Below are 11,917 nucleotides of genomic sequence, written 5' to 3'. Positions count from 1 at the left end.
CACCTTCTCCCCGCGCGCGGGGAGAAGGGATATGCCGCACCCATTACTTCCACCTCAACGTTGCGGAGATCACTAGTACCCTCTCCCCGCATGCGAGGAGAGGGGACTAGGGTGAGGGGCAGCAAACCGCAAGAACAGAAAACGAGGGAGACACCCATGTGCATCGCCTGCAGCCATACTATCCACCGCGCCCAGCATAATTTCGGCTGGAACCGCGATTTCGCGCCGGCCATTATCGCCAAGCCGGGCGAGACGATCCATTTCGAATGCCTCGATTCCTCCGGCGGCCAGCTCGGCCGTGATGCGACGCTTGACACGCTGAACAATCTCGATTTCGGCAAGATCAACCCGGTGTCCGGCCCTGTGTATGTCGAGGGCGCCATGCCGGGCGACGCATTGAAGGTGACGCTGCGCAAGTTCATTCCGTCCGGCATGGGCTGGACTGCCAATATTCCGGGCTTCGGCCTGCTGGCCGACCAGTTCAAGGACCCGGCGCTGCATGTCTGGTCCTATGATGCCAATAGCATGGTTCCGGCGCTTTTCGGCCCTGGCGGCCGCGTGCCGCTGAAGCCGTTTGCCGGCACGATCGGCTGCGCTCCGGCCGAACCCGGCACTCACTCCGTCGTGCCGCCGCGCCGCGTCGGTGGTAACATGGATATTCGCGACCTGACGGCCGGCGTGACGCTCTATCTGCCGATCGAGGTGGAGGGCGCGCTGTTTTCGATCGGCGATACCCACGCGGCCCAGGGCGACGGCGAAGTGTGCGGCACGGCGATCGAGAGCCAGATGAATGTCGAGGCGACGATCGATCTCGTGAAGGGTGCCAACCTGCAGACGCCGCGCTTTACCACGACGGAGCCGGTTACCCGCCATCTCGACGGCATGGGCTACGAAGTGACCACCGGTATCGGCCCGGACCTAATGACCGGAGCGCGCGAAAGCGTCATGCGGATGATCGATCTCTTGACCGCCGAACATGGCTTGAGCCCGGTCGATGCCTATATGCTCTGCTCGGTCTGCGGTGATCTTCGCATCAGCGAGATCGTCGACATGCCGAACTGGGTCGTGTCCTTCTACTTCCCTCGGATCGTTTTCGCGTGACCGGTCCTGTCGCCATCTCTCCGCCCATCCTCAGTGTCCGCGACCTCAATGTCGACGCGCGGACGCCCGAGGGGCGCAAGCCGGTGCTGCAGAACGTCTCCTTCGACCTTGCGGGCGGAGAGACGCTCTGTATCGCCGGTGAATCCGGGTCGGGCAAATCCGTCACGTCGCTGTCGATCATGGGACTGCTGCCGAAGGCATCGCTGAAGATCGCCTCTGGCAGCATCCTGCTCGGCGACCGCGACCTGACGAAATTCTCCGACCGGGCGATGCGCAGCGTGCGCGGCGGTGAGATCGCGATGATCTTCCAGGAACCGATGACCTCGCTCAACCCGGTCATCTCAATCGGCACGCAGCTGACCGAGGCGATCCGCGAGCATCAGGGGCGTGAAAACGCCGAGGCGGTCGCGCTGCAGATGCTGGATGCCGTCCACATCACCGAGCCGGCACGGCGGATGAAGCAGTTCCCGCACGAGCTTTCCGGCGGCATGCGGCAGCGGGTGATGATCGCCATGGCACTCTCCTGCCGGCCGAAAGTGTTGATCGCCGACGAGCCGACCACGGCGTTGGACGTGACAGTTCAGGCGCAGACGTTGAAGCTGATGCGGGAGCTGAAAAGCGAATTCGACACGTCTATTATCCTCATCACCCATGACATGGGCGTGGTGGCGGAAATGGCCGATCGCGTCGTGATCATGCAGAACGGCCGGATCGTCGAACAGGGCGATGCTGTCGAAATCTTCGCCCGGCCGAAGGAGAGCTATACGCAGCAGCTACTGGCAGCCGTTCCCCGCCTTGGTGCCCATGCGGGCACCAGCGGGCCGCCACGGATCACGCCGGTATCAAACGAGACCGCTGCGGCCGACCGTTCACCGATCCTGAACGTCCGCGGGCTGAATGTCAGCTACGGCAGCACGGCCGGAAAACTCTTCAAGGGCAAACCGCCGGTCAGCGCCGTGAAGAACGTGTCCTTCGACATCGCACCCGGCGAGACGCTGGGCCTTGTCGGAGAAAGCGGATCGGGCAAATCGACGACCGGCAAGGCGGTGCTCGGCCTCATTCCCTTCACCGGTCACGTGATGATCGACGGCCAGAAAATCGGGTCGCTCAGCCAACGGGAAATGCAGCCGGTGCGGCGTTCGGCACAGATGATCTTTCAGGATCCCTACGCTTCGCTCGATCCACGCATGGCGGTCGGCCGGGCGATTGCGGAACCGATGGTCATCCATGGCATTGCCGACCGGAGCGAGCGGGAAGACCGTGTGGCCGAACTGTTGCGCCGTGTCGGGTTGACGCCCGATGCCGCAACCCGTTATCCGCACGAATTTTCCGGCGGCCAGCGGCAGCGTATCTGCATCGCCCGCGCTTTGGCCCTCCATCCGAAACTGATCGTTGCGGATGAAAGCGTTGCGGCGCTTGACGTTTCGGTGCGGGCACGGGTGCTGGATCTGCTGCTCGAACTGCAGGAGACGATGAGGCTTTCCTACCTCTTCATCTCTCACGACATGGCCGTAGTTGAAAAGATGTCCCACAAGGTCGCGGTCATGCGCGACGGCTCGATCGTCGAAAGCGGCACGCGCCGGGAAATCTTCGAAAATCCGCAGCACAACTACACACGGGCGCTAATGGCTGCCGTTCCGATCCCTGATCCGCAAGTGCACCGACGGCTCGCGTGACTAAGAGCTCAAAAAGAAAGGCTCCCGATCGGGAGCCTTTCTTGGTTTCGCGAATAGACGATCGGATCAGACCCGTTCGAAGGCAACCGCAATGCCCTGGCCGACGCCGATGCACATCGTGGCAAGCGCATACTTGCCCTTGCCGAGCGACAGTTCGAGCGCCGCCGTACCGGAGATACGAGCACCGGACATGCCGAGCGGATGGCCGAGCGCAATCGCGCCGCCGTTGATGTTGACGCGGGCATCGTCATCGGCGATGCCGAGTTCGCGCAGCGTCGCGAGCCCCTGGGAGGCGAAGGCCTCGTTGAGCTCGACGACGTCCAGCTGGCTGACATTGAGGCCGACCATCGCGAGCAGCTTCTTCGAAGCCGGTGCCGGGCCGATACCCATGATGCGCGGCGGAACGCCGGCGGTCGCGCCGCCCATGACGCGGGCGATCGGGGTGAGGCCGTATTTCTTTGCCGCTGCTTCCGAGGCGATGATCAGGGCCGCAGCACCGTCGTTCACGCCCGATGCGTTGCCGGCGGTGACGGTGGCACCTTCCATCCTGTTGATGACGTTGAGCTTGGCGAGCGCTTCCATGCTGGTTGCGCGCGGATGCTCGTCCTTGCCAACCACGATCGGATCGCCCTTGCGCTGCGGAATGGTAACGGAGGTGATTTCCTTGTCCAGACGGCCGTTTGCCTGGGCAGCAGCGGCCTTGGCCTGACTGCGGACGGCGAAGGCGTCCTGGTCTTCTCGGGAAACCTTGTAGTCGATCGCAACATTGTCGCCGGTTTCCGGCATGGAATCGACGCCGTACTGCTTCTTCATCAACGGATTGATGAAGCGCCAGCCAATCGTCGTGTCGTGGATTTCGGCATTGCGCGAAAACGCGGTTTCCGCCTTCGGCATCACGAAAGGCGCCCGGCTCATGCTTTCGACACCACCGGCGATCATCAGCTCCGCCTCTCCGGCCTTGATGGCGCGGGCGGCAGTGATGACGGCATCCATGCCCGAACCGCAAAGGCGGTTCATGGTCGTGCCGGTGACAGAAACCGGCAGACCGGAGAGGAGGGCTGCCATGCGGGCGACGTTGCGGTTGTCTTCGCCGGCCTGGTTGGCGCAGCCGTAGATCACGTCGCTGACGGCTTCCCAATCGACATTGCTGTTGCGGGCCATCAGCGCCTTCAGCGGGATAGCGCCGAGATCGTCGGCACGGACGGAGGAAAGCGAACCGCCGAAACGGCCGATCGGGGTGCGGATGTAATCGCAGATGAATGCTTCGGTCATCTTATGTCTCTCACAAGCAATTCCAGGAAAAGTGTTTCACGGTTTTCCGTCCGGAATTGCGCCAAACTAAAGTGTCGGAACGACGAGATCGGCCACTGGGCCATCGACATGCAGTTTCGCACCGGTCATGGCCTGCAACTCGTCGATCGTCATCCCGGCCAGCTTTTCGCGCAGGACGAAATGCCTGTCCTTGATGTCGACCACCGCATGACTGGTGTAGATGCGAGTGATACAGCCAACGCCTGTCAGCGGAAAGGTACAAGCTTCAACTAATTTCGGGTCGCCGTTCTTGGTGACGTGTTCGGTGATGACGAAGACCTGCTTTGCGCCATGCACGAGGTCCATCGCACCGCCGACAGCCGGCACGCCCTTCGAGCCAACGCGCCAGTTGGCGAGGTCGCCGTTTTCCGCCACCTGCAGCGCACCGAGGATGGCGACATCCAGATGACCGCCGCGCACCATGGCAAAGCTATCCGCATGGTGGAAGAAGGCGGAGCCCGGCAGAAGCGTCACGGCCTTCTTGCCGGCATTGATCAGATCCCAGTCTTCTTCACCTGCCTTCGGAGATTCGCCGAAATTCAGGATGCCATTTTCGGTGTGAAAGATCGCCTGCCGGCCCGGCGGCTGGTAACGCGCCACCATTTCCGGAAAGCCGATGCCGAGGTTCACATAGGCGCCATCGACGATGTCCTGCGCCGCGCGCCAGGCGATCTGGGCGTTGGAAAGCTTGATGTCTTCGCGGGTATCGACGGTCATGCGTTTACTCCCTCATCGGCCGGAGCATAGGCGACACCCGCCCGGATGAGTTCTTCTTCCTGCTGCGGATTGGAAACCTGCACGACGCGATCGACGAAAATGCCGGGCGTCACGACCTGTTCCGGATCGATCTCGCCAGCCTTCACGATCTTCGAAACCTGCACGATCGTCTTGGCCGCGGCCATGCACATCAGCGGGTTAAAGTTACGAGCAGCCTTGTTGTAGGTGAGGTTGCCATAATTATCGCCGAGATGCGCCTTGACGATAGCGAAATCCGCCTTCAGCCAGCGTTCCTGTACGTATTTACGACCGTCGAATTCGCCGATCGCTTTTCCTTCGGCAAGCTCGGTTCCGTATGCGGTTGGCGTGTAGAAGGCCGGAATGCCGGCGCCGCCGGCGCGAATGCGCTCGGCAAGCGTGCCCTGCGGCACCAGTTCCAGCTCGATCTCGCCGGCCAGATATTTATCCGTGAAGGCGCGCGGATCGGACGACTTCGGGAAGGAGCAGATCATCTTTTTGACCATGCCTGCATCGATCATCGCCGCAATGCCAATACGGCCGTTGCCGGCATTGTTGTTGATGACGGTGAGGTTCTTCACCTTCCTGTCGATCAAAGCGTGAATGAGCTCGATCGGCGCGCCGGAGCCGCCAAAGCCGCCGATCATGACGGTGGCGCCGTCACCGATTTCGGAGACGGCTTCCGCCAGGCTCCCGATTGTCTTGTCCATAGGGGATTTCTCCTTCGTTCGATGCAACCGATATCTCTACAGAACGATCGCGCCTCCGACGAAATTGATAGATGGCCGGTAAGGCAACGGCAAGGCGATTGTGCGATATTTGACATTTGTTCGTATATCGCACAATATACTCTCATTGAAAGCTGATCCATGGAGCCCCCTCACCCGACCTCCGCTGCGCTCGGCCCTCCCTTCTCCCGTCGGGAAGAAGGTGGTTCGAAGGACCGGATGAGGGGGTCGCACGGATCGAACGTCACGACAATCAAGGGCCAACATGCAGGAAACAGATTTCGTCAGCGGCTTTGCAAGAGGCCTCAAGGTCATCGAGGCCTTCGGTGAAACCACGCCGAAGCTTGCGATTGCCGATGTGGCCAAGCTTACCGGCCTTGACCGGGCAACCGCCCGGCGCTGCCTGCTGACGCTCGCTGAGCTGGGGTATGCGGACTACGACGGCAAGTTCTTCGTGCTGACACCGAAGATCCTGCGTCTCGGACACGCCTATCTCTCTGCCACCCCCCTGCCCCATGTCGTGCAGCCTTTCCTCGACAAACTGTCGGAGGAGGTGCACCAGAGTGCATCAGCCAGCGTGCTGGACGGCACCGAAGTGGTCTATATCGCCCGCGCTTCACAGAAACGGGTCATGTCCATCAACCTGATGCCGGGAAGCCGCCTGCCGGCCTATTGCGCCTCAATGGGCCGGGTGCTGCTCGCCGCCATGCCGGAGGACGAGGCACGCACGCTTCTCAAGCAGTCCGTGCTGAAGGCATTTACGCCAGGCACAAAAACCGATCCTGCACTGCTGATGGAGGAGTTGTCACGCGTCCGGGAGCAGGGTTACGCAGTGATCGACCAGGAACTGGAACTCGGCCTGTGCTCGATCGCCGTTCCATTGGAGAATGACCGCGGCCGGGTGGTCGCAGCACTCAACATTGGCGCGCCGGCCGCAAGCGTTCCCGCCAGCGAGATGGCAGAACGCTATCTGGACCCCCTGAAAGGCGTCGCCCGGCTTTTGAAATCGCTGCTGCGTTGATTTCTGTCTACTCCAATCAGGCATGCGTGCCCGACTTATCGCACATCTTTCTCGTTATAGAGAAATGACGCAAATCATCGAGCGGACGCACTTTGAGGAGATACACCTGCGCTCCGAGGATCCGATAATGTAGCACTCATCCCTCCGCGGTCGCGCCTTCGAAGGTGCGTGGCAGCTTTTCATATCCCGAGCCGAGCAAGGTCTTGACATCGTCGGTCTGCGTTCTGCGGATGAACTCGATCAGGCTCGTTCCGGCGAAACGGATTGAGAGGCAGGCACGGTCGATGACGTAGAATTTAAACGCGCCGTCCTTGTCGCGTCGCCAGCACAGGTATTCGCCATTGATGCTGTTGCCGTAGAAACGCAGGTCGTCGAAAAAGCTGGCGACGTCCTGGCTTTCTTCGTCATAAGGCTCGAGGCAATCGAGATCGCCAACCTCGGCGCCGTCTTCCCGAAGTTGATCGACCAGCCAGTGAACCTGTTCGTGGAGAGCGTCTCCGCGAACGACAAGCCCGCCATGGCCGAACATGTTGAACGGCATTTCGATGACGAAAAGGCCGTTGGTCGTGCCATAACCGAATGTCTCGGCGAAAGTCTTGTAGGACGGCGGCAGCGCGCCGATCTCCGCCTCGACGGCGGAAATTTCCTCAGCCGTCGCCTTGCGGCTCACGTTCGAACGATCGAAAAGCTGGGTGACATCGTCGCTCATTTAGGGTCCTTTTACTTTCTGTTTTGGCGCAGACCATTCGGTACGAAGGTCGAAACCAGCATTTCGCCGGCAGAGGTTCTGGCGGTGATCGCCACCCCGGTCGGCGTCAGATTGCTACCATTATACATCGGTATCGCGACATAGGTGACGCTGCAATTCGGATTCTCGCGCAGGAACTTGCGAATCTTCCCTTCAATCCGACTCATCCCAGGATGGTTCGAGCCGTCCGTCAGCGTCACGAGATTGCGTGCGTCGCTGCCGGATCCGCCCAGCGTATCGGCCAGAAGGTGGCTTCGCTGCTGGAAATGAGGATCCCTACCGGAAAGGAATCCCGGTGGATCGAATGTCGGCGGCGACGATCCGGTGGGCCTGAGGTCTTTACTCGTCAGCGTGGCCCAGACCCCGGTCGGCCGGCCATGGCCGTCGAGCGGTCCGTAGAATGGCGAAAGACCCGCGGGGTCGACTTCGTTCAGCGGATTGTCGACATAGCCGTGCGGCCGTGGCCCACCGCGAATTCCCAGCGGATCCGGCGTTACATAGCAGGCGGCGAGGTTATCGTAATATCGGTACCTGTTGTAGGTCAGGCCCGCTTCATCGTCTTCCCACTGGCCCTGGAACCGGATCGGGCAGAACTGCGTCGCATCCAGCGTTTCCGGGTCCTCGACCTTCAGCGCGAGATTGCCTTGCGTGAACCAGCGGCCCGGCGCGTCGCCCGGCCCTGCTGTCCCTCCCGATGGTCCACGGTCGGATGCCAGCCACAGGGACGCGTCGCCGCCACCCGGCCGGTTGTCGTTGGCCACATGACCGGCCCATAGCCTGCGTATGCTGCCCCAGGTCGTATATTCGGCCGCCCAAAGCGCGATGCCGCTCTCGCTGAAAAGCTCGCGAGGCGAGCCGACGTGATCCGTAACCACATAGGACAGGCGATCGTCGCGGATCGAAACCGAGGGTTCAGCGAGGGAAAGCCCCTCCTCCGATCCGGCGGCCGCTTCCGGGTCAAGTTCCTGCCGAGCAAGCGGGCGGAACCCGCCCGGCTCGTAATGCCAATGGATCGCCCCGAGCGGCGCTCCGTCAGTGCCCAGAGGAATTTCCTCGGCAATATTATCGCCGTCCCAGAGATAAAGCGTTCCACCCGAGCGCGGCGACCGGACGTGCATGCGCTTGCTTTCGGATGTGGACAGGGTGCCTTCGCCGGTGGCAATCCGCTTCCATAGCCGCCGCCCAAACGGATCGTAGCCATATTGCCACCGCAGCCCCTCCGGCGTCTCGCATTCGACGAGCCTGTCTGCCCCGTCCCACCGATAGCGCCAGAGGCGTGGCCGGAAGCCGTTGCGCTCGACACGCCGCTCGATGACGCGACCGCGGACGTCCCAGCGAAACGACACCCGCTCACCATTCGGCCCGCGCGCCTCTTCCGGCCTTCCGCCCTTTGCCGTCAACCACTGCAGGAAGCCGGCGGAGGCCGGATCTTGTCCGCCGGTTCCGCCGGATGCCACAAGGTTCTGCGCCTTGTCGTACGTGAAGTCCTCGGCCCCGCCATCGCCGAACCGTGACTGGATGACCTGGCCATTGCCATCGTAATCGTAACGGGTTTCGCCCCATGTCACGTCCAGAACGGCAACCGGCTCGTAGCCCTGGCTCCACTGATAGGCCCTCGCGACCGCCGGCGTGAAGCCGAGTGCTGCTTCGTGCGGGGTCGGCGGCGACAAAGCCTGCTTGAGCGACGAACCAGCAATCTGACGGGTGACCTGCCCCATCCTGTCCCAGGCCTGATGCAGCACGAAGCCCGCTGTGCTTCGCCGTTCCATTTCCTGGCCGATCTGATCGCGGCGGAAATCCAGCGGCAGATGGTTGTCGATCGCAATCTGGGAAAGCGCTCCCATCGGGTCGTAAGCATAGGAGACCAGGCGCTCGCCGATCCGACGTTCGGTCCGGTTGCCGCAGCAGTCGTAAGCGCTGTCGATGCGCCGGCCATTGACAGTCTCAGCTGTGATACGGCCGAGCCCGTCTCGCTCGAAAGCAACCCCCGCCTGATGGTTCTGGGCGCCGACGATCAGGCCTCGCGAATCGTAGCGATAGGTCGATATCTGCGGCGTGGACGCACCCGGTTCAAAAACGGCCTCAGTGGTGCGCAGGCCGGTTCCGTCGAATTCGTACGCCGTGCGAGTGCCGTCAGCGAATTTTGCCTCAACCACCCGGTCAGCCGCGTCATGGGTATAGTTGATGACAAGGCCGCTGAAATCGGTTTCGCGGATAACGCGTCCAGCGCCGTCGCGCTCGAACGTCCACTTGAGACCCTTCTGGTTCTCGATGGCGATCAGCTGTGCGAGACCATCGTAGAAAAAGTGCAGCTTTCCGCCCTGCGGGTCTTCCATCTCGGTCAGGAGATTGCCGGGACCGTAACCATAGCGATAGACGACCGTTCGGCCGGCGCTGTCGGTGATGCGCGTCTCTGCCGTATCCCGGTCGATGTGCAGCGTGTGCGCCGCGCCGTCCGGGCGCACGATACGGCTCGGTCTCCAGAAATCATGGCCAGGCTGGTCGGGATATTCCAGCTTCGTCACTTCGCCAAGCGCATTGGTGATCGCGGTGATGCGATTGAACGTGTCATAGGAAAATTGTGTCTTGGCGCCGCGGAAATCCGTCTGCGCGATGAGATTGCCTCGGTCGTCATATTCACGAGTTTCGCGCAGGCCGTCATGTCGCATGATGCCGACCGGCTGGCCGCGGTCATTGTTGCTGATGTCGGTGCGTTGCGCTAACGCATCGACGATGCTGACGAGATTGCCTTTCTCGTCGTATTCATAGTCCCAGCTGCCACCGTCGTCGTCGATTGTGATCTCGAGATTGCCGTCTTCGTCCCAGTACAGGAACGTCTCACGACCGGCGGCATCGGTGATGGTCTTGATGTGGCCGTCGGGATCGTAGCGATATGCAGTGCGATTACCCTCGGCGTCGATCTCGGCGGCGACATAGCCGATATCGTCATATTCGGTGCGCTTGATATGGCCGAGCGCATTGGCCTCGGCGAAAACCGTGCCTTCATCATCAATATAGAATTTCTCGAGCTTGTCGGCGTCGCCACCAGGAAGATAAGTGGTGATGCGCAGCGCGTCGTCATAGGTGAAGCGATCGCCGTTGAACGGGCCGTTGGTCTCGACCGCGACGACACGACCGAGGTCGTCGTAGCTATGTCTGGCGCTGTAGCCGTGGCTGTAATCCTGCCGGACCTTCCTTCCGCGCGCGTCATAGGCGTAGATAACGGAGGTGCCGTAGACCGCGTCAGCCAGAATCATGTTGCCCGCGGTGTCGTAATTCCAGCGGGCGACCGTACGGGCATCCCCGCTCGCGCCCTCCAGGCTCGCCGCGATCCTCAGGTCGGCGGCGTTATAGCGAAACGAGACGCGCAGGCCCTCCGACGTGGCGATCGCTTCCAGCCTCCCATCGCCGTTGCGCGTAAACTCGACCTTGCTGCCGCCACGGGTTTCGATATGGGCGATCCGCCACCTGCCGTCTTCATATTTGTCGAAGTGGGTAAAAAGCCGTTCCTCCTTAAGGACGAGCTTGCGGTTTTCGCCAGCTGACAACTTGAGGGAGCGCACCGTATCTCCCTCCTCCCAATGGCTGGGCTTTGCGATCGGCCGGTCGAAATTGACGGGAAAGGCTTCTTCGTCGCGGTAACACAGACGCCCGTCCGCAAGCTGCACGATCGTCGCGTCCAGATTGCTGGCGCGCATGCGACCGAAAGGACCTTCCTCTTTCACCTCGAGTGAATAAACACTGCCTATGACGAGTGGGATGGCGCCGGGCAGAATAAAGGACGGATCGACATGCGCGGGAAAGCCGGTGGCGACCGAGATCGGATTGCCGCGCTTTGCGCAGCGTCCGTTGCGCCGCCGCTTTCGTCGTTCCCGTCGCTTGACGCGCTCTTCCTTCTTGGCCTGTTTCAGCCTGCGCAGCCGCTCCCTCAGCTTGCGCATGCGTTGCAGCCGTTTGCGCCATTTGAGGATCTTGCCGATGGGAATGATATCGACGACCGAGCCCGGGGCTAAAAACTCGCCGGTATCGACGACGCCGTCATTGATGGAATTGAGGATGCCACGGCTTTTGCCCGCCTCGAGGTCAGCAAGTCGTGACTTTAAATTGGTTATATATTCCGGACGCATAGTATGATTGCGGGCGATCTGCACCGGATCGTAGGTATTCTGCTTGAGGATGGCCTCCTCTCCCCGGATCTCCTCGCGCAGCATCTCCTTCTGCAGTTCCAACTCCTGGAACTGTTCTGGCGTGCCGTCGAAGTTGGAAAGCGAGTTGAGTTCCGACTGCGTTTCCGCAAGGTCCTGGTTAACCTCGTTCAGCTCGTTCTGCAGTTGCTGCTTTTCAGCGGGATCGGTCTCGTTGCGGATGGCCTGCTCAAGTTCGCGCTTCTCGGCTTCAAGATCCTTCTTTTCCTGCTGGGCTTCCTTCAGCAGCTGGTCGAGATCGACCCGCACTTTCGCGGGGGCATTAGCCACCTCTTCGCCTGTGGAACTGCCGTCCCGCGAGTTGACGTAGACCCGCCGGCCCATTCTCCAGGCAATCTGCGTTTCGCCACCATCAGGCATCTAAAGGCTCCAATACGAGAAGAACTACCGTT

Annotated in this window: 8 protein-coding genes; 3 read left to right on the top strand and 5 right to left on the bottom strand. The window is 61.3% G+C overall.

What is annotated here, in order from left to right; genetic code table 11:
- Positions 1 to 156: 156 nt before the first annotated feature.
- Positions 157 to 1,101 (top strand): acetamidase/formamidase family protein, encoded by a 945-nt coding sequence (locus KX729_RS12170; RefSeq protein ID WP_219742730.1) that lies wholly within the window; start codon positions 157 to 159, stop codon positions 1,099 to 1,101.
- Positions 1,098 to 2,777, top strand: coding sequence for an ABC transporter ATP-binding protein (locus tag KX729_RS12165; RefSeq protein WP_219742729.1), 1,680 nt, complete (start codon positions 1,098 to 1,100; stop codon positions 2,775 to 2,777). Before KX729_RS12170 ends, KX729_RS12165 begins: the two co-directional genes overlap by 4 nt.
- Before the next feature lie 66 nt (positions 2,778 to 2,843).
- On the opposite strand, the gene pcaF is transcribed toward KX729_RS12165, so the two are convergent.
- The 3 genes from pcaF to KX729_RS12150 all read right to left on the bottom strand — a co-directional run bounded on the left by pcaF (position 2,844) and on the right by KX729_RS12150 (position 5,533).
- Positions 2,844 to 4,049 carry a 3-oxoadipyl-CoA thiolase gene (gene pcaF, locus KX729_RS12160; protein WP_219742728.1) on the bottom strand — a complete coding sequence of 402 codons (1,206 nt, stop codon included), beginning with the start codon at positions 4,047 to 4,049 and terminating at the stop codon, positions 2,844 to 2,846.
- A gap of 66 nt (positions 4,050 to 4,115) precedes the next feature.
- A complete protein-coding gene (locus KX729_RS12155; protein WP_219742727.1) occupies positions 4,116 to 4,805 on the bottom strand; it encodes a 3-oxoacid CoA-transferase subunit B in 690 nt (229 codons plus the stop codon).
- A complete protein-coding gene (locus KX729_RS12150) occupies positions 4,802 to 5,533 on the bottom strand; it encodes a 3-oxoacid CoA-transferase subunit A (protein WP_219742726.1) in 732 nt (243 codons plus the stop codon). The genes KX729_RS12155 and KX729_RS12150 overlap by 4 nt, the downstream gene beginning before the upstream one ends.
- A gap of 283 nt (positions 5,534 to 5,816) precedes the next feature.
- Here KX729_RS12150 and KX729_RS12145 point away from each other — a divergent pair, with 283 nt between their 5' ends.
- On the top strand, positions 5,817 to 6,572 hold the full coding sequence (locus KX729_RS12145; protein ID WP_219742725.1) for an IclR family transcriptional regulator: 756 nt from the start codon (positions 5,817 to 5,819) through the stop codon (positions 6,570 to 6,572).
- Positions 6,573 to 6,708: 136 nt separating this feature from the next.
- Here KX729_RS12145 and KX729_RS12140 read toward each other — a convergent pair whose 3' ends face one another.
- Complete coding sequence (locus KX729_RS12140; protein WP_219742724.1) at positions 6,709 to 7,281, bottom strand: SMI1/KNR4 family protein; 573 nt, start codon at positions 7,279 to 7,281, stop codon at positions 6,709 to 6,711.
- An 11-nt stretch (positions 7,282 to 7,292) separates the two neighbouring features.
- Positions 7,293 to 11,885, bottom strand: coding sequence for a DNA/RNA non-specific endonuclease (locus tag KX729_RS12135; protein ID WP_219742723.1), 4,593 nt, complete (start codon positions 11,883 to 11,885; stop codon positions 7,293 to 7,295).
- Positions 11,886 to 11,917 lie beyond the last annotated feature (32 nt).

Origin of the sequence: Neorhizobium populisoli, from assembly GCF_019430945.1 — a bacterium.
Taxonomy (GTDB): domain Bacteria; phylum Pseudomonadota; class Alphaproteobacteria; order Rhizobiales; family Rhizobiaceae; genus Neorhizobium; species Neorhizobium populisoli.
The sequence above is the reverse complement of the archived record's forward strand: the minus strand, read 5'-3'. Positions and strand labels throughout refer to the sequence as shown.

Bases quoted from the DNA above. Each gene is read 5' to 3' on its own strand.
- KX729_RS12150 (WP_219742726.1), bottom strand. From the start codon at position 5,533: ATGGACAAGACAATCGGGAGCCTGGCGGAAGCCGTCTCCGAAATCGGT.
- KX729_RS12135 (WP_219742723.1), bottom strand. From the start codon at position 11,885: ATGCCTGATGGTGGCGAAACGCAGATTGCCTGGAGAATGGGCCGGCGG.
- pcaF (WP_219742728.1), bottom strand. From the start codon at position 4,049: ATGACCGAAGCATTCATCTGCGATTACATCCGCACCCCGATCGGCCGT.
- KX729_RS12170 (WP_219742730.1), top strand. From the start codon at position 157: ATGTGCATCGCCTGCAGCCATACTATCCACCGCGCCCAGCATAATTTC.
- KX729_RS12140 (WP_219742724.1), bottom strand. From the start codon at position 7,281: ATGAGCGACGATGTCACCCAGCTTTTCGATCGTTCGAACGTGAGCCGC.
- KX729_RS12155 (WP_219742727.1), bottom strand. From the start codon at position 4,805: ATGACCGTCGATACCCGCGAAGACATCAAGCTTTCCAACGCCCAGATC.
- KX729_RS12145 (WP_219742725.1), top strand. From the start codon at position 5,817: ATGCAGGAAACAGATTTCGTCAGCGGCTTTGCAAGAGGCCTCAAGGTC.